The sequence below is a fragment of the Tabrizicola sp. M-4 genome (assembly GCF_051132405.1).
Lineage (GTDB): Bacteria > Pseudomonadota > Alphaproteobacteria > Rhodobacterales > Rhodobacteraceae > Paragemmobacter.
Map to the genome: position 1 here is coordinate 895,513 of NZ_CP128606.1, position 17,883 is coordinate 913,395.

Below are 17,883 nucleotides of genomic sequence, written 5' to 3' on the forward strand. Positions count from 1 at the left end.
GCTATGCCCTGATCCGCGCCCCTTCCGCATCCACCAAAGGCCCGGTCACCAGCCGCGCGGGCAGCACCTCGCCCGCCACCACCAGATCGTATCGCCCGGCGGCCAGCCAATCCTCCGTCACGCCCGCCGCATTGCGCGCATAGCCGTAACCGATGCTCTTCCCCACCGTATAGCCATAGCCGCCCGAGGTCAGGTAGCCGACAGGCTCCCCGTCCCGCAAGATCGTCTCGCGCCCCACCAGCACCGCCTCCGGATCCTCCAGCGTAAAGCCCACGAACCGCTTCACCAGCGGCTTGCCCTGCACGGCCTCCAGCGCCGCGCGGCCCATGAAGGGCGTGTTCCCCTTCATCTTCACCGCCCAGCCAAGGCCCGCCTCGAAGGGCGTGTCATTCGGCGTGATGTCCGACGACCATGCGCGATAGCCCTTCTCCAACCGCAGGCTCTCCAGCGCGCGGTATCCCACGGGCCGGATGTCCGCGCCCCCCGCCGCCATCAGCGCATCGAAGACCGCCCCGGTCCGGTCCAGCGGCACATGCAACTCCCAGCCCAGTTCGCCCACATAGGTCACCCGCAGCGCCCGCACCGTCGCCCCTGCTATCCCGATCTCGCGCACATGGCCAAAGGGGAAGGCGGCGTTCGACACATCCGCGCCCGTCACCTTCTCCAGCACCGCCCGCGCCGCAGGCCCCATAAGGGACAGCGTCCCCCAACCCTCGGTCACATCCTCCAGCGCGCAGCCCGCCCCCGGCAGGTGATCCGCGATCCATGCCATGTCATGGGTGCGGAACCCGGTCCCCGTCACGATATAGAACCGGTCCTCCGCCAGCCGCGCCACCGTCAGGTCGGCCTCGATCCCCCCGCGCGTGTTCAAAAGCTGCGTATAGGTCAGCCGCCCCACATCGCGCGCCACGCGGTTGGCGCAGATCCATTCCAGCGCCTCCGCCGCCTTCGGCCCGCTCAGTTCATACTTGGCGAAGGAGGATTGGTCGAAGACCCCCACCTTCCCGCGCACATGGGCATGTTCCGCCCCCACCGGGGCAAACCAGTTCTGCCGCCCCATGGAATAGACGTCGCGCGCCTCCATCCCCTCGGGCGCGAACCAGTTCGGCCGTTCCCAGCCCAGCTTTGACCCGAAGACCGCCCGATGTTCCTTGAGCCGCGCGAAAAGCGGCGAGGTGATCCGGGGCCGCCCGCTTTCATATTCCTCATGCGGGAAGCCGATGGTGTAATGCTTGCCATAGGCCTCCATCGTGCGGTCAAAGACCCATTGCCGGTCCCGGTGCAGGCCGGAAAAGCGGCGGATATCCACCACCCACAGGTCAAGCGGCGCCTCGTCCCGCATCACCCATTCCGCCAGAACCCAGCCCGCGCCCCCGCCGCTCGCGATGCCAAAGGCGTTGAACCCCGCGCCCACATACATGTTCGCGCATTCCGGCGCCGGGCCAAGGATGAAGTTCCCGTCCGGCGTGAAACTCTCCGCCCCGTTGATCATCTGCTTCACGCCCGTCTGTTCCAGCGCGGGCACGCGGGCGATGGCCTGTTCCAGATGCTGGGCGAAATGGTCGTAATCGTCGTCGAACAGCCGGAATTCCCAATTCTTGGGAATATCCCCCTGCACCCATCCCTGCGGGTTCGGCTCATAGCCGCCCATGACCAGACCGCCCACCTCTTCCTTGAAATAGGTCCGCCGGTCCGGGTCGCGCAGGGTGGGCGCATCCGGCGACAGGCCCGCGATCCGCTCCGTCACGATATACTGGTGCTTCACCGGTTGCAGCGGCACGTTGATCCCGGCCATGGCCCCGATCTTGCGCGCCCACATGCCGCCGCAGTTCACCACCTTCTCGCAGGCGATGGTGCCCTGATCCGTCACCACCCCGGTGATCCGCCGCCCGTCCATCTGGAATCCGGTGACCGTCACCCCCTCATGCAGCCGCGCCCCGTGCATACGCGCGCCCTTGGCAAGGCTCTGGGTGATGTCCGAGGGGCTGGCCTGCCCATCCGTCGGCAGCCAGCTCGCCCCCACCAGATCTGACACATCCATCAGGGGCCACATCCGCTTCACCTCCTCGGGAGAGATCAGATGCATCTCCATCCCGAAACTGCGCGCCGTGGTGGCCAGCCGCCGATACTCCGTCCAGCGATCGGCATTGGTGGCCAGCCGCAGGCAGCCCGACATCTTCCACCCGGTATCCAGCCCCGTCTCCGCCGCCAGCCCCTTGTACAGCTCGACCGAATATTTCAGCACCCGCGTGATCGAGGCCGAGGCGCGCAACTGCCCCACCAGCCCCGCCGCATGCCATGTCGACCCCGATGTGATCTTCCCCTGTTCCAGCAGGATCACATCCGCCTTGTGGTCGCGCGCCAGATGATAGGCGGTAGAACAGCCGATGATCCCGCCGCCGATGACGACGATCTGGGCATGTGTGGGAAGGGTCATGTCTCTTGTCCGTGCAGGGAATGATAATGGCCAAGCGCGGCATCCAGCTTGGCAAGGTTCTCGCGGGCATAGGCCCGGTAATCCGCGCCCGGCGCGGCAAGGTGCAGGTCCGACACCATGGCCCACATCGCCTCGCGCAGAAGGCTCGCGCATTGCATCGCATCGAAGGCGCGGCGCAGGTCGGGGGCGGGGTCCTGCCCGAAATAGGCCCGCAGCAGACGCGCCGTCTCGCCCGCATCCATCCCGGCATTCGACGCCGCCCCCGCAAGGTCGAACAGCGCCGTGCCGAAACCGGCATATTCATAATCGATCAGCCACAGCCTTTCCCCGTCATCAAGGAAATTGGCTGGCAGCAGGTCATGATGGCCAAAGATGATGGGCAGCGGCACCTGCGCCGCCTCCAGCCGCGCCGAAAGGTCCAGAAGCGCGGGCAACTCGTCTGCAAAGACGCTGCCCCCCGCGCGGATGGTGCGCGCATAGTCGCGGATCACATGGAACGGCCAGAACAGAAAGGCCGCCCCCTCCACATGCGCGGCCATCCCGTCATGGAACCGACGCAGAAGATGCCCCACCCGCTCCGGCTCGCGGCGCAGGTCCTCCGGCCCCCATGTGCGCGCGTTCAGGAATTCCACTACCGTGACCCCCGGCCCGGCGAATTCCACCGCCGGCCCGAACCCCGCCGCATGGGCGGCACGGGCCGTCATCACCTCGCGCGCGCGGTCGACATGGTGGAACGGGTAATCCTTCCCGAACCGCACCACATGCGCCCCCCGCGCATCCGTCACCTTCCAGCTTTCATTCGACAGCCCCCCCAGCAGGGGCTCTGCCACGATCTCCCCCTCGAATGGCAGGGCGCGAAGCTTGTCAGGGATCATGCGCCACCTCCCGTCAGGCCCAGCTTGGCCCGCTGCCCCTCGGCCGCCGCATGGATCAGCCGATCCGCGATGATGGCGATGAAGGCGATGGCCAGCCCCGCCACCAGCCCGTTGCCCGGATTGGCCTTGGTCAGCGCGATATAGACATCCTGACCAAGATCCCGCGTTCCGACCAGCGCGGTGATCACCAGCATGGACAGGGCGAACATCACCGTCTGGTTCACGCCCAGCAAGATCTCCGGCAGCGCCAGCCGCAGCCGGATGCGCGTCAGGATCTGCCACTCGGTGCAGCCCATCGCCCGCCCCGCCTCGATCAGACGCGGATCGACGCCCTGCAGGCCAAGCACCGTATAGCGGATCGATGCCACCACCGCATAGGCGACCACCGCGATCATCGCGGTGAAATCCCCCACCCGGAACAGCATCACGACGGGCATCAGATAGACGAAGGAGGGCAGCGTCTGCAGCGTGTCGATCACCGCCCGCGTCACCGCCCATGCCCTGTCGCGATTGGCCACCGCAATGGCCACCGGCACCCCGATCAGCATGGCAAAGACCGTGGACAGGCCGCAGAGATAGACGGTGATCATCGCCTTCTCCCATTGCCCCGTCGCCGCGATCAGGAAGGACAGCCCCCCCACCAGCGCCGCCAGCCGCGCGCCGCCCAGCCGCCAGCCCGCAAGGGCCAGCAGGGCCACCACCGCCACCCATGGCAGCGACAGCATGAACCGCTTCACCGGCACGAGGATGCCGATCAGCACCGCATTCTTCACCGCCTCCAGCGTGTCGAAGAAGGTCAGGTTGATCCACTCCACCGCCGCCGCCCAGAACGGGCTTGTGCTCAGCCGCGCCGCGTCCGGGTAGGTCTGCACCGCGGGCAGCAGCAGACCCAGCACCCATGTCACCGCGATCAGGACCACCGCCGCCAGCACATAGGGATGCCGCTGCGCGAGGCCCCCCCGCGCCTCCGCCTCCCGCCCCCGCCGCGCCAGCGCCTGGCTCAGCCGGTCCAGCGCGATGGCCAGCGCCACGATGGCGAACCCGGCCTCGATCCCCGCCCCGAAATCCAGCCGCCTCAGCGCGTTCAGCACGTCGAAGCCAAGGCCCCCCGCCCCGATCATCGACGCGATGATGACCATGTTCAACGACAGCATGATCACCTGATTGACGCCCACCATCAGCGGCTCCCGCGCCGAGGGCACCAGAACCCGCCACGTCATCTGCCGCGGCGTGCAGCCCACCATCCGGCCCAGATCATGCACCTCGCCCGGCACGCGTTGCAGCGCCAGCGTGGTGATCCGCGTCATCGGCGGCATGGCATAGATCAGCGTCGCCACGATGGCCGCCGTGGGGCCGAAGCCGAACAGGATCAGGATGGGCACCAGATAGGCAAAGACCGGCATCGTCTGCATCAGGTCCAGCACCGGCTTCATCGCCCTGTCCAGCCACGGCATCCGCCACGCGGCGATGCCCAGCAGCAGCCCCCCGACGACCCCGATGGGAACCGCCACGATGATCGAGGCCAGCGTCACCATCGCGCTGTCCCACTGCCCGAAGACCGCGACGAACCCCATGCAGGCCCCCAGCGTCGCGGCCAGCGGCACGCCCCCTGCCCACAGCCCCAGCAGGACGAAGACCCCGATCACCGCCACCCAAGGCAAGGGCGGCCACAGTTGCACCGCGCTCGACCCTTCCCCCGACAGCACGCCCGTGGACAAAAGCGACAGCACGAACCGATAGGGCGCATCGATTACCGCCGCCAGAAACCGCGTCACATCGGCAAAGGCCACTGGCCCGATGGCCGCCTCCTTCACCAGCCAGTTGATGAAACCGCCGATCCACTTCGCAGCCGGGATCTGCCATGCCTTCGGGTATTCGAAGGCAAAGGGCGCGATCGTCGCCCCCCACAGCCACAGCACCGCCGCCGCCAGCAGCGCCACGCCCCAGATCAGGCGCGCAGGCATCGCGGCAGGATAGGGCAGGGCGGTCATGCCTCCCCTCCAAGGATCAGGCGGATCACATCCGCCCGCCGCAGCACCCCAATCCGCGCGCCGCCCTCATCCGTCACTGCCAGTAGCTCGGCCCCGTCAAGGAAGGCCGCGCCCGCCTCGGCCACCGTCGCCCGCGCCGGAACGGCGGGCACCCCCTCCGGCGGCACTTCCGCCACCATCAGCCGCGCCACCCGCACCGCCTTGGCCTTGGGCACCGCCCGGGTGAATTCGCGCACATAGGGCGTCGCCGGATTCAGAACCAATTCCTCCGGCGTCCCGGTCTGCTCGATCACCCCGTCCTTCATGATGGCGATCCGGTCGGCCAGCCTTATGGCCTCGTCGAAATCATGGGTGATGAAGACGATGGTCTTCCGCAGCCGCGACTGCAGGCGGATGAACTCATCCTGCAACTCCCGCCGGATCAATGGGTCCAGCGCCGAAAACGGCTCGTCCAGAAACCAAAGCTCCGGCTCCACAGCCAGCGACCGCGCGATCCCCACCCGCTGCTGCTGCCCGCCCGACAATTGCCGCGGATAGCTCCCCTCGCGCCCCGCAAGACCCACCAGCCCGATCATCTCCCGCGCCCGCGCCTCGCGCGCCGCCCGCGCCACCCCCTGCATCTCCAAGGGAAAGGCCACATTCTCCAGCACGGTCAGATGCGGCAGCAGGGCGAAATGCTGGAACACCATCCCCATCCTGTGGCGGCGGATCTGCGTCATCTCCGCCTCGCTTGCCATCAGCAGGTTCTGCCCGTCGAACAGGATCTCCCCCGCCGAAGGCTCCACCAGCCGCGACAGACAGCGCACCAGCGTCGACTTCCCCGATCCCGACAGCCCCATGATGACGAAGATCTCGCCCTCGCGCACCGTCAGGTCCACTGCCCGCACCGCAGGCACCAGCCCCGCCGCGATCAACCGCTCCGGCGCGGGGTCCCGCCCCATGCGCGCAAGGGTCTCCTCGGCGCGGGCACCGAAGACCTTCCAGACATTCCGGCAGACAAGCTTTTCAGGCGCTTGGGTCATCTATCGCGAAACCATGGGGAAAGGATGGGGCGGCCCGCCGCCGCCCCGTAACAAGGCCGTACGGCTCCTGCCTTACTTGGCGATCCAAGCGCTCCAGCGCGCCTCGTTCGCGGCCATCCAATCGGCGGCCACCTGCTCCACGGTCTTGCCGTTCAGGTCCACCTCGGTGATCATCGCGCCCATCTCGGCATTGTCGATGGAAAAGGCCTGAATGGCCTTGTGCGCGCCGGGCCATTTGTCCTTCAGCCCCGCCCAGCCCACCTTCCAGATATCGCCGAAGGGCTTGCCGCAGTCATAGGCCATGTCGGGGTTCACCCCCACCGCCGGGTCGTTGTAGCACTCCACCGAATAGGTCGGAAACTCCACCCACTCGCCCTCATACTTGGCGGGTGCCCAATGCGGCGCGTAGATCCACAGCACGATGGGCGCCTTGCGCTGATAGGCGCTTTCCAATTCTGCGAACAGCGCGGCATCGGTCCCGGCATGGATCACCTCGAAGGGCAGATCCAGCGCCTCCACCCGCTCCTCGTCGAACCCGCCCCATGTCACGGGCCCGCCCAGATAGCGCCCGTTCGGTGCCGTCTCGGCGGTCGAAAAGGCCTCGGCGCATGCGGGGTCCTTCAGGGCCTCCCAATTCGGCAGGCCGGGGCAAAGCTCCTTCATGTAGGTGGGATACCACCATTCCTCCTTGGCCTGCATGCCGGTCGGGCCGAAGACCTCCACATTCCCCGTCGCGACCGAGGCATCCATCGCCTCGCGCCCCGTCGTCTCCCAGATCTCCATCGCCACATGCAGATCGCCCGATTCCAGACCGGGGAACTGCGCAAGGTAATCGGCCTGCACATATTCCACGCTGTATCCGGCCTTCTTCAGCACCTCGCCCATCAGTTGCGTGGTGATCAACTGCCCCGTCCAGTCATGCAGCGTCAGCTTGATCGGATCGGTCGACTCCTGCGCGAGGGTCGGCAGCGCGGTCGAGGCGGCGATGGCGGCGGCAAGGCCAAGCGGGCGCAGACCGGACAGAAGGGGGGTGAAACGGCGCATCATGATCTCCCTGCAAGGATTGCGGGCCGATGGATCGGCTCCGGTTTCTATGGCCGGGTGGGGGCAGTGCCACGGCATGGGCCCCCCGGACGGCCCCGCCACACCCAAGGTTACCCGCAGCCAAGCCCAAGCTGTCAAACGATTCCTGAACGCCCCCGCGTTTTTGCTGACCGAGTCCTTGGCGAAACGCTTGGAAACGGGCAGAATGCAAACATAAAACGGTCACAAGCGGGCATGCTGCCCGGCGCAAGGGCAAAGATGGTCTCCCGTAGGCAGTCAGAGATTCTCAAACTCCTCGACGGGCAGGGGATGCTTTCCGTGGCCGATGTCGCCACCGCGCTGGGCATCTCGCCCGAAACCGCGCGGCGCGACATCCGCGTGCTGGTCGATGCGGGCGCGGCGGTGCGCAGCCATGGCAGCGTGGGCCTTGCCGGCCAGACGGGCGAGGCCCCCTTCGACCGCCGCATGCGCGAGAATGCCCCAGCCAAGCGCGCCATCGCCCGCGCCATCGCCGCCCGCATCGCCGACGGGGCCTCGGTCATGCTCGATACCGGCACCACGACCAGCTTCATCGCCCGCGAACTCCTCCGTCACCGCCGCCTCACGGTGGTGACGAATTCCTCCGACATCGCCCGTATCCTCGCCACCGCCAACGGCAACCGCGTCTTCATGGCCGGGGGCGAGTTGCGCCACGACAGCGGTGCCGCCCTCGGCGCCTCGGCGCTGGAATTCATCGGCCGCTTCTCGGTGGAACATGCCATCATCTCGGCCGGGGCCGTCGATGCGGGCGGAGTGATGGATTACGACCTGCAAGAGGCCGAATTCGCCCGCGCCGTTCTGGCCTGCGGCGGCGAAAGGATCGTCGCCACCGATGCCTCCAAATTCGGCCGCCGCGGGTTCATCCGCGTCACGGGTTTTGCGGGAATCGACCTTCTGGTCACCGATCGCCCGCCACCTCTCGACCTCTCCGACAGCCTGACGCAGGCGGGCACCTCCATCGCCATCGCTCCCTGATCCCCCGGAAAACGGCAAGGAAAACCCGCGCAGCTTGTCCCGAAGGCATCCTTTTGTTAATATCTGCTAATACTTAAGGATGCCCGGCCCCGATGACCCCGCCGCAAGACGCGGGGCAGGGTGCTGCCGCATCGGGCAGAGCTGAAAGCGACAGGATGACAGACCGCCCCCGGTCCGACCATTTCTTCCGCGCCACGATGCGCCATTTCGCCGAGTTGCGGGCGGCCAAGCCCGATGGGGCAGATACAGCGCAGCCTTTCCCGGATGACTGGTTCGACCTGCCCGAAACCCTGCTTGCCGATCTTGGCGCGATGGTCTTCCTCGCCGGTCTGGGGCGACATCATCGCCCACAAAGCCTCGCCTCCGTCATGGCGCAATTCGAACCGCCCCTGCGCCTTGGCCAGTATCGCCTCTTCCGCTCCAACGGCTTTCCCCGCGCCTTCATCACTTGGGCAGGCCTCGCCCCCGCGCAGGAACGCCGCTTCGCCATTGACCACCTGCCGCTCCATCCGCAGGACTGGAACAGCGGTCCCTCCGTCTGGCTGGTCGATTTCGTGGCCCCCTTCGGCCATATCGACCAGATCGTTCCCCTGCTCGCCACCAATCCGTCGCTGCCGCATGTCCGCACGCTCTGGCACAACCGCGACGGGTCGCGCTACCGCGTGGTGGAATGGTCCCGTCCCGCGCCCGAAGCCCCTGTCGCCGTTCGCTCCTATGGCGCGGGCCAGTTTGCCCGACGCCTTCTGGAACAGGGGGGCTAGCCATGGGCTCCCCCCCGAATATCACAGGCGCCACCACCGGATCGGTGACCGAGGACAGCGGCCTCCCCGCGACCGGACAACTGACCGAAACCGCGAATAATTTCGCCAATACATGGTCCATCGCCGGTGCCGCAACCTATGGGACGGCCACCATCAACCCCACCACCGGCCGCTGGACCTATGTCCTCAACGATGCCCACCCCGCGGTGGACGCGCTCGACGGCGGACAGAGCCTGACCGACATCTTCACCGTGCAGGTCGCCGATTTCGTGGGCACCACCACCCGCACGGTCAGCATCACGATCAACGGCGTCACCTGCTTTGCCGCCGATACCCTCATCGACACGCCGCATGGCGCGCGCCGCGCCATCGATCTCCGCCCTGGCGACCTCGTCCTCACCCGCGACCACGGCCCCCAGCCCCTGCGCTGGATCGGCAGCCGCCATGTCACCCGCGCCGAGATGATGGCCCATCCCGGCCTGCAACCCGTCACCCTCTCGGCCCATGCCCTTGGCCCCGGCCTGCCCGCCGCCGATCTCACCGTCTCGCGCCAGCACCGCCTTTTCCTGCGGCTGCCCGAGGCGATGCTCTATCTCGACACCTCCGAGGTCCTCCTCCCTGCCGCCGCGCTGACAGGGCTTCCCGGCCTACGCCAGCACCTTCCGCCCGAAGGCGTGACCTATGTCCACCTCCTCCTCGACCGGCACGAAATCCTGCGCAGCCACGGCGTCGAGAGCGAAAGCTTCTTCCCCGGCGAGCAGGCCCTTGCCATGCTCTCGCCCGAGGACCGCGCGCAGGTGGCGGCGCTTCTCGCCGCCCGCCCGCCCGTCACACCGGCCCGCGCCATGCCTCAGGGCGGAACCCTGCGCCTGCTGGCCGAGGCCGTCCGCCGTCAGCGCGTCACGGCCCCGCCCCGGCTGGAGGTTGTGGCCCAACCCCGCCGCGCCACCCGGCGCTGATCCGCGTCACAGGTCCATGTAGACATGCCGCTCCGCCGCCGCCCCCGGATGGGTCACGGCCCCCCAGCGCGCGCCACCGACCAGCTTGGCGAATTTCCAGATCGCCCCCGTGGCATAGATCGTGGGCGCAGGTCCCGCCCAAGCCGCCTTGCGCGCCGCCAGTTCCTCATCGCTCAGCGCCACCGACAATCCACCCGTGATGGCATTGATGGTGATGACATCCCCGTCCCGGATCAGGGCAATCGGCCCGCCATGCGCGGCCTCGGGTCCCACATGCCCCACGCAGAAGCCCCGCGTCGCGCCGGAGAACCGTCCGTCGGTGATCAGCGCCACCTTCTTGCCCATGCCCTGCCCGGAAATCGCGGCGGTCGTGGCCAGCATTTCGCGCATCCCCGGCCCGCCCGCGGGCCCCTCATTGCGGATCACGATCACCTCGCCCTCCTTGTAGGCACGCGCGCGCACCGCCTCGAAGGCCGCTTCCTCGCTCTCGAACACCCGCGCGGGGCCGGTGAAGACCTGCTCCTCGGCGCTCATCCCCGCCACCTTCACGATGGCCCCGTCGGGCGCAAGGTTCCCCCGCAGCCCCACCACGCCCCCCGTGGGGGTCAGGGGCGTGGCCGCCGGATAGATCACCCGCCCATCCGCATCGCCCCGGATCTCGTCCAACTCCTCGCCAAGCGTCCGGCCCGAGGCCGTCATGCATTCCTCGTGCAAGAGCCCCAGCTTGCGCAACTCCTTCAACACCACGGGCACCCCGCCCACCTCGTAAAGGTCCTTGGCGACATAGCGCCCGCCTGGCCGCAGATCGCAGAAATAGGGCGTGTCCCGCATGATGTCGGTCACGTCGAACAGGTCGAAGGAAATCCCCGCCTCATGCGCGATGGCGGGCAGGTGCAGCGCCGCATTGGTGCTGCCCCCGGTGCAGGCCACGATCCGCGCCGCGTTCTCAAGGCTTTTCCGCGTCACGATGTCCCGCGCCCGGATGTTCTTCTCGATCAGCCGCAGCACCGCCTCGCCACTCGCCGCGCCATACTGGTCGCGGCTCTCGTAAGGCGCAGGCGCGCCCGAGGAATTCAACAGCGCCAGCCCCATCGCCTCGCTCACGCAGGCCATGGTATTGGCGGTGTACTGCGCCCCGCAGGCCCCCGCGCCGGGGCAGGCCACCCGCTCCAGAATGGCAAGCTCCGCCTCGCTCAGATTGCCCGCCTGATGCTTGCCCACGGCCTCGAACACGTCCTGCACGGTCACATCCTGCCCGTTCAGCCGCCCCGGCAGGATGGACCCGCCATAGATGAAGACGGACGGCACGTTCAGGCGCACCATCGCCATCATCATCCCCGGCAGCGACTTGTCACAGCCCGCCAGCCCCACCAGCGCGTCATAGCAATGCCCGCGCATCGTCAACTCCACGGTATCCGCAATCGCATCCCGCGACGCCAGCGACGAGCGCATCCCCTCATGGCCCATCGCGATGCCATCTGTCACGGTGATGGTCGTGAATTCGCGCGGCGTGCCGCCCGCCTGCTTCACCCCCGCCTTCACCGCCTGCGCCTGTCGGTTCAACGCGATGTTGCAGGGCGCGGCCTCGTTCCAGCAGGTCGCCACGCCCACCCACGGCCGGTGGATTTCCTCATCCGTCAGACCCATCGCATAGAAATAGCTCCGCTGCGGCGCGCGGGAGGGGCCTTCCGTCACATGGCGGCTCGGCAGGCGGGATTTGTCGAAACGTGCGGTCATGCTGTCCTCGGGTTGCTCTGGTAGAGAGATGTCACGGATTGCACTGCGGGCAATAGAGCGCGGTGGCATAGGCCGCGCGCGGTTCGGCCCGTTCCGCGCCGCAGGCGGAACAGCCAAGGATATCGGCCCCGATCAGCGCGGTTTCGCCGCCGCATTCCTCGCAGGGCAAACCCGGTTCCTGCCGGATCACGCCCCAGCCATGTGCAGCGCAGGCTGGGCAGGGCGTGGCCAGCCGCGCGGCCAGTTCCGCCGCCGCGCGCCCGATCGTCTCCATCCGGCGCGGGTTCATGTGGGCGCGCATGTCGGTCTGCAGAAAGGCTCGCCCCTCGGGCGAAAGCGGCACCGCCGCGCGCAACGCCGCCGCCAGCGCCTCGCGGTCGCGCAGCCCCTTGGCCATGGGCGCAAGGTCGGGGGCGGGGGCCACGATCACCGCGCAATCCGGAAAGCCCGCGCGCCGCAGGAAACCCTCCGCCCCGGCAAGGTCGGCCACCTCGGCATGGTCATAGGCGGGTTGCGGGTCCATGACCCGCACCACGATCTCGCGCCCCGTCCGCCCCTCGTGCCACAACAGCACTTCCTGCCCGATCCCGGCGAAAGGGATCACCGGATGCGGCCCATAGGCCCCTTCCGACCCGATGCCGAAATCCAGCCCCGTCGCCGCCATCGCCGCCCGCGCCTTGGCGCGGGCCGCCTCTTCCATGCTGCCCGCGCGCGGCGTCTCGGCGGTGAAGGTGCCGAAACGGTCGGTATCCATCGCAGGTGTCACCAGCCCGATGCCCAAAGCGGCAAGGGGCGGCGCAAGCGCCGCCTCCTTTCCGTGCATCGTCCCCAGCGCGACCCGCGCAGGCAGCGTCATGCCGCCTCCCATGCGATGCCGGGGCGATAGCGCGCCGCGACCTTCCCGCCCTCCAGCGCGAACAGATGCAGCCAGCCATTGTCGAACAGCGCCCGCACCTGCGCATGGCGCGCAAGGATGTCGCCCATCGCCTCGGTCGGGGCCTCGATCATCACCGAAAGCCGCAGCGGATCATGCACCAGCGCCGCGCCATCATGCACCGCCTGCCACGGCAGGCCGGGGCGCAGAACGCCGCCATTCCCCTGCACCACGCCGATCCCGCCCACGACGTTGTGGATCAGCTTGTTGCCGCCGCCGAACACCTCGGGCGCGACCGACGATCCGTAATATTGCAGGCTGATCCAGCTTGCCACGACCACGGGCGCCGTGATGATCAATTCCAGCGTGCCAAAGCCCGCATCCTGCCGCCAGTCATAGGAATGCAGGAAGGCCCGCCCGCCCAGATCGACCCCCGCCGTCGCCGCGCGCGGCGCCGCGATGAAGGCCGCGCATCCGGCAAGGCCCCATTCCGGGCGCACCTCGGCCCAGTTCAGCGCCCGCTGCGCCACGGTGGCGGCCTTGGCCCCCGGCAGCCGCGCCGCGCGCTCCGCCCGCGCCCCCGCGCCCGCCTTCGCCAGCCAGTCCCGCGCCTTGGCCAGATCGGGCGCGTGGCTGACCGGGCAGCCCTCGGCCCAGAGGGTCACCGCGTCGGTCGTCGTGTCATGCAGACCCGCGACGAAGACCGTATCGGCGGGCAAGTCCACCCCCTGCGCCGCCAGCCCCGCCCGCGTCTCGGGATCGTTCAGCAGATCCGCCAACAGCCGCGCCGACACCTCGCCGGTCTGCCCGCCGCAGGCGCCGCAGTGATAGGCGCTCTCATGCGGGTTGTTCGTGACCTGCGCCCCATGACCCAAGAGCAGCACCAGCCGCGCATGGCCGCCCGTCATGCTCATGGCCTTCAGGACCGCCGCCCCCGTCGCGGCCTTCGCCGCGGCATCCAGCCCGGTCTCGAAACGCGGGGCAGGGGCCTTGCCTGCGCCCGTCGCGCCACCCAGATGCAGCGAATCCTTCAGCAGTTTCCACCCATAGGTCGGCCCCGCCGCCTCGACAAAGGCGAAAGAGGACACCGCCGCCTGCCGGAACCGCCCCCAGGCCCGCGTCGCCCGCGCCGCAATCCGCGCCGCATCCTCGGCCCCGCCCGCCGCATGGCTCTGCGCCACCAGCTTGGGGTTCAGCAACACCGGCAGATGCGCCTCCGCCTCGTCGCTGCCATGCGGGCGATGCGCCACGGGCAGCCCGAAGAACCCCGCGAAACCGATCGTCTCGACCCCCGGCGCGACATCCTCCAGCGCGCGGCGGATCACCTCCGACCGCACGTCGATGCAGAAGGCCGCCTGCAAGGCAGGCCGCCCCGCCACCGCCTTCGGCCCCGCCAGCGCGGCGGCCATCGTCCGCTGCCGCCCCCGTTCCGCCGCTTCCTGCAGGATCGCGTCGATCACCATCTCCTGCGTCGGTTCAGGAGTGCGCCCATGCTCGGCCACCACCGCCGCCCAGTCGCCCGCCACGCCCGGCACCTGCGCCAGCAGCGCCTCTTCCCAGATCAGCCGGATCGCCAGAAGGTCTGTCAGCGTCGCATCGCTCCCGCCCGCCAGTTCCGCCTGCCACAACAGCCAGCGCGCATGCTGCGCCCAGCCGCCCAGTTCGATCAGCAACCGATGGAACGCCGTCTCCGCCGCCGCCTCCGTCAGGCCCAGCCGCTCCGCCGCGCGCAGCAGCGCCCGCTCCGCCGTATCCGGCGCATCCGCCACATGGGCGCAGAACCCCACCAGCCCCGCGATTTCCGGCGTCAGGTCATGCACCGCCCATTCCCGCCACGCCGCATAGGCCCCCAGCCCCGGCGCGGGCGACCACAGCGCCTGCCCCCGGTCGAACCGCCCCGCAGCCCAAAGCCCCACCGCCTTCGCGATGACCGACGGCCAGTCCACCCCCGTCGCCCGCGCCGCCAGATCCGCCACGCTGGGCAGCGCCGCGGGCAGCGCCGCCTCCACCCCCATCTTCGCCTTCAGCATCGCCAGATCGACCGGCTTCAACGCCGAAGGGCAGGCGATCAGCGCCGCCGCCAAATCGTCGTCATTGATCCGCCCCGCCGCCATGTCGGCCACCGCCGCCCCGCGCGACCGCGTGATCCGCACGCCCGCCACCCGCGCCAGCCGCGCCTGCGCCGCCGCCAGATCCTCGCCCACCTGCCCCAGGAAGGGGTTCACCGCCACCGTGGCCGACAGCGGAAAGGCCGGCGGTATCGCCCGTGCCGCCTTCTCCGCCGCCTCCAGCAGACCCGAAACCCGGTCCGGCGCAATCGTCGCATGTTTCAGGAACATCGATCCGTCTCCTTCTTTCAGGTCAAGCTCAGTTCGGCCGCGTGGCCCGGAACCCGCCGATCATCCGGTCAAGCACCGCATTCAGATAAAGCCCGTTCGCCAGATGCACCCGCAGCCCCGCCGCCGCCGGATGATGCGCCCAGAGCGGGAACAGGGCCTGCGCCACCGCCACCAGCCCGAAGGACATCAGCGCCAGCACGATCAGCGCCCATTCCAGCGCGCCGGGAACCGGCGGGCGCGGCAGATGCGGCCCCCAGATCAGGCCCGAGACCACATGGAACCCGAAATACCCCACCGCCGCCGCCAGCGAGGCCAGCGCCGTCCGCTGCGTCAGCGCCCGTGGCGCCGCATCGGCCAGACCCTGCGCCACCAGATAGGCCACCCCGAAGATCAGGATCGCGCCAAGAGCCAGCGCCTGCGCCGATTTCGGCGCCGCGATCAGGCCGAACCCGGCCGCCACCGCTGCATAAAGCACCAGCGCCACCGCGAAAGCCCGCCCCACGGCTGCCAGCCCCGGCACCGCCACCGGCCCCGGCCTGCGCACCGCCGCCACCGCCTGCACAGCCCCGCCCGAAGACAGGAAGGCATGCGCCTTGTAGAGCGAATGCGCCACGATATGCAGCACCGCCAGCGCCCAAAGCCCCAGCCCGCATTGCAGCAGCAGGAACCCCATCTGCGCCACGGTCGACCATGCCAGCGCCGTCTTCACCGCCGATTGCGTCAGCATCACCGCCGCCCCGAACAGCGCCGTGAACCCGCCCAGCATCACCAGCGCCGCCATCGCGCCGGGGCTCGCCTGCACCAGATCGGCCATCCGCACCATCAGGAACCCGCCGCCATTGATGATCCCGGCATGCAGCAGAGCGGAAACCGGCGTCGGGGCCTCCATCACCTCGGTCAGCCAGCCATGCAGCGGGAAGGAGGCCGTCTTCAGCGCCGCCACCAGCACCATCAAGGCCACGGCGATCCGCGCCTCCACCGGCAGGCCCTGCGCCGCCACGGCTTCCGCGATCCCGGCGATCGAGGTCGTGCCATAGGCCGCGAACAACAGCCCCGCCGCCACGGTCAGGATGGCATCGCCCGCACCCCAGACCAGCACGAATTTCGCTGCCGCCCGCTGCGCCTCGGCCCGTGCGGCGTAGAACAGCAGCAATTGCCGCAGGCCCAGCCCGACCACGACGAAGGCCGCGACCAGAACCAGCAGATCCCCCGCCTGCACCAGCACCAGAACGCCCGCCAGCGTCGCCAGCATCAACCCGTGAAACGCCCCCTCCCGCGCTTCGCCATCCAGATAGCTGCGCGAATACCGGGTCACCACCCAGCCCACGAAGGCAACCAGCAGCACCATCGTCGCGCTCAGCGCATCCAGCCGCAGGAGGCCCGCAACCTGCGCCCCCCCGACCCAAAGGTGCACCACCGATCCCAGCGCCATCAGCAGCGCCAGCAGCGCTGCCCCCTCCGCCAGCATGGGCACGCCCGCCGGGCGCGATCCGGGGCGCAGCCCCGCGAAGACCGCCGCCAGAACCAGCGGCAGGGGGGCGAGGAAGCCAAGCACGGGAAGGAAGTCCATCACGTCATCTCCGATGCAGGTTGCAGGGGGCTGAAAAGCCTGACCGCCCAGATAGCCCTTGCCCTACTTCCAGAAAATTACATATTTTGCGCATAAACGTTCTGTTTGATGGAAGAATGGCGCAACTCAACCTGCATCACCTCCGCCTGTTCCGCGCCGTCGCGGCGGACGGCACCCTGACCGGGGCCGCGCGGCGGCTGAACCTGTCGCAATCGGCGCTCTCCACCCAGATCAGGACGCTGGAGGCGACGCTCGGCCATGATCTCTTCGAACGCCGGGGCAGGGGCCTTGTGTTGACCGAGGCAGGCCGCATCGCGCTCGACCATGCCGAGGCGATCTTCCGCACCGCCGATGACCTGACCGCGACCCTGCGCGAAACGGGCCGGACCCGCCGTCCGCTGCGCGTGGGGGCGCTCGCCACCCTGTCGCGCAATTTCCAGATGCAATTCCTGCGCCCCCTGATCGGGCGAACGGATGTCGAGGTGGTGCTGCGCTCCGGTTCGCAGGCCGAACTCCTGCGCGATCTCGACGCACTGGCCCTCGACGTCGTCCTCACCAACCTTGCCCCGGCGCGCGAGGCTGGCAGTCCTTGGCTTGTCCACCGCCTTGCCGAACAGCCGGTCAGCCTGATCGGCACGCCCGCGCGGGTTTCGGGGCAGGGGCTTGGCGGCGATTGGGGCCTTGCCCAATGGCTCTCACGCGAGGCGCTGATCCTGCCCGCGCCGGATACGGCGCTGCGCGCCGCCTTCGATGCGCTGGCCGCCCGTCTGGGCATCGCCCCGGTGATCGCCGCCGAGGCCGACGACATGGCCATGCTGCGCCTTCTGGCGCGCGAGGATGCGGGGCTCGCCGTCATTCCCACCATCGTGGTGCAGGACGAACTGGCCAGCGGCATGCTGGTCGAGGCCGCGCCGATCGCCGACATGCGCGAAACCTTCTACGCCATCACCCGCGACCGGCGCTTTCCCAACCCGCTTCTCGCCGCGCTGCTCTCCGCCCGCCCTCGCCGCGATTTCTGACGCAGAAATCGCCACGGAATTTGACGCAAATTCCGCCGCCCACCCTCGCGCGGCATGTCCCTCCGGTTTCTGCGTCAGAAACCGACGCGGAATTTGCGCCAAATTCCGCCTTCCCCCCACCTGTGCGCCAGCGCACCCTTAACCATGATGCGCCGGGTCGCTCTGCCGGATTTTGTATGTACAGTTTGCGGTACAGTTTACGGCACAGGATCCGGCACAGCCGTTTCCCGCAAAATCCAGT

The 17,883-nt window shown here is 68.8% G+C and carries 13 protein-coding genes; 4 read left to right on the plus strand and 9 right to left on the minus strand.

The window, feature by feature from the left end:
- Position 1: 1 nt before the first annotated feature.
- The 5 genes from TabM4_RS04355 to TabM4_RS04375 all read right to left on the minus strand — a co-directional run bounded on the left by TabM4_RS04355 (position 2) and on the right by TabM4_RS04375 (position 7,372).
- Complete coding sequence (locus tag TabM4_RS04355) at positions 2–2,437, minus strand: GcvT family protein (RefSeq protein WP_434618954.1); 2,436 nt, start codon at positions 2,435–2,437, stop codon at positions 2–4.
- Positions 2,434–3,312 (minus strand): phosphotransferase, encoded by an 879-nt coding sequence (locus tag TabM4_RS04360; protein ID WP_434618957.1) that lies wholly within the window; start codon positions 3,310–3,312, stop codon positions 2,434–2,436. The genes TabM4_RS04355 and TabM4_RS04360 overlap by 4 nt, the downstream gene beginning before the upstream one ends.
- Positions 3,309–5,303 (minus strand): ABC transporter permease, encoded by a 1,995-nt coding sequence (locus tag TabM4_RS04365; RefSeq protein ID WP_434618960.1) that lies wholly within the window; start codon positions 5,301–5,303, stop codon positions 3,309–3,311. The genes TabM4_RS04360 and TabM4_RS04365 overlap by 4 nt, the downstream gene beginning before the upstream one ends.
- On the minus strand, positions 5,300–6,325 hold the full coding sequence (locus TabM4_RS04370; protein ID WP_434618963.1) for a quaternary amine ABC transporter ATP-binding protein: 1,026 nt from the start codon (positions 6,323–6,325) through the stop codon (positions 5,300–5,302). The genes TabM4_RS04365 and TabM4_RS04370 overlap by 4 nt, the downstream gene beginning before the upstream one ends.
- 72 nt (positions 6,326–6,397) lie before the next feature.
- Positions 6,398–7,372: an ABC transporter substrate-binding protein gene (locus TabM4_RS04375; protein WP_434618966.1), complete on the minus strand. Its 975-nt coding sequence runs from the start codon at positions 7,370–7,372 to the stop codon at positions 6,398–6,400.
- A gap of 231 nt (positions 7,373–7,603) precedes the next feature.
- Here TabM4_RS04375 and TabM4_RS04380 point away from each other — a divergent pair, with 231 nt between their 5' ends.
- The 3 genes from TabM4_RS04380 (at position 7,604) to TabM4_RS04390 (ending at position 10,103) form a co-directional block, all read left to right on the plus strand.
- Entirely contained in the window at positions 7,604–8,383 is a 780-nt protein-coding gene (locus TabM4_RS04380; protein WP_434618969.1) for a DeoR/GlpR family DNA-binding transcription regulator, read from the plus strand.
- 155 nt (positions 8,384–8,538) lie between these two features.
- The gene (locus TabM4_RS04385) at positions 8,539–9,144 is read left to right on the plus strand and encodes a toxin-activating lysine-acyltransferase (protein ID WP_434618972.1); all 606 of its coding nucleotides are present in this window, start codon (positions 8,539–8,541) and stop codon (positions 9,142–9,144) included.
- Positions 9,145–9,146: 2 nt separating this feature from the next.
- On the plus strand, positions 9,147–10,103 hold the full coding sequence (locus TabM4_RS04390) for a Hint domain-containing protein (protein WP_434618975.1): 957 nt from the start codon (positions 9,147–9,149) through the stop codon (positions 10,101–10,103).
- 6 nt (positions 10,104–10,109) lie between these two features.
- Here the strand turns inward: TabM4_RS04390 and ilvD are convergent, their stop codons facing one another.
- Genes ilvD through TabM4_RS04410 form a run of 4 tightly spaced genes read right to left on the minus strand, consistent with a single transcriptional unit; the run spans position 10,110 to position 16,623 of the window.
- Positions 10,110–11,840 (minus strand): dihydroxy-acid dehydratase, encoded by a 1,731-nt coding sequence (gene ilvD / locus TabM4_RS04395; protein ID WP_434618978.1) that lies wholly within the window; start codon positions 11,838–11,840, stop codon positions 10,110–10,112.
- A 31-nt stretch (positions 11,841–11,871) separates the two neighbouring features.
- Complete coding sequence (locus tag TabM4_RS04400; protein ID WP_434618981.1) at positions 11,872–12,696, minus strand: DUF6671 family protein; 825 nt, start codon at positions 12,694–12,696, stop codon at positions 11,872–11,874.
- Positions 12,693–15,053, minus strand: a complete 2,361-nt coding sequence (locus tag TabM4_RS04405; RefSeq protein ID WP_434618984.1) for a YbcC family protein — start codon at positions 15,051–15,053, stop codon at positions 12,693–12,695. The genes TabM4_RS04400 and TabM4_RS04405 overlap by 4 nt, the downstream gene beginning before the upstream one ends.
- Before the next feature lie 28 nt (positions 15,054–15,081).
- Entirely contained in the window at positions 15,082–16,623 is a 1,542-nt protein-coding gene (locus TabM4_RS04410; RefSeq protein ID WP_434618987.1) for a proton-conducting transporter transmembrane domain-containing protein, read from the minus strand.
- A 116-nt stretch (positions 16,624–16,739) separates the two neighbouring features.
- On the opposite strand from TabM4_RS04410, the gene TabM4_RS04415 reads away from it, so the two are divergent.
- On the plus strand, positions 16,740–17,642 hold the full coding sequence (locus TabM4_RS04415; protein WP_434618990.1) for a LysR family transcriptional regulator: 903 nt from the start codon (positions 16,740–16,742) through the stop codon (positions 17,640–17,642).
- Positions 17,643–17,883 lie beyond the last annotated feature (241 nt).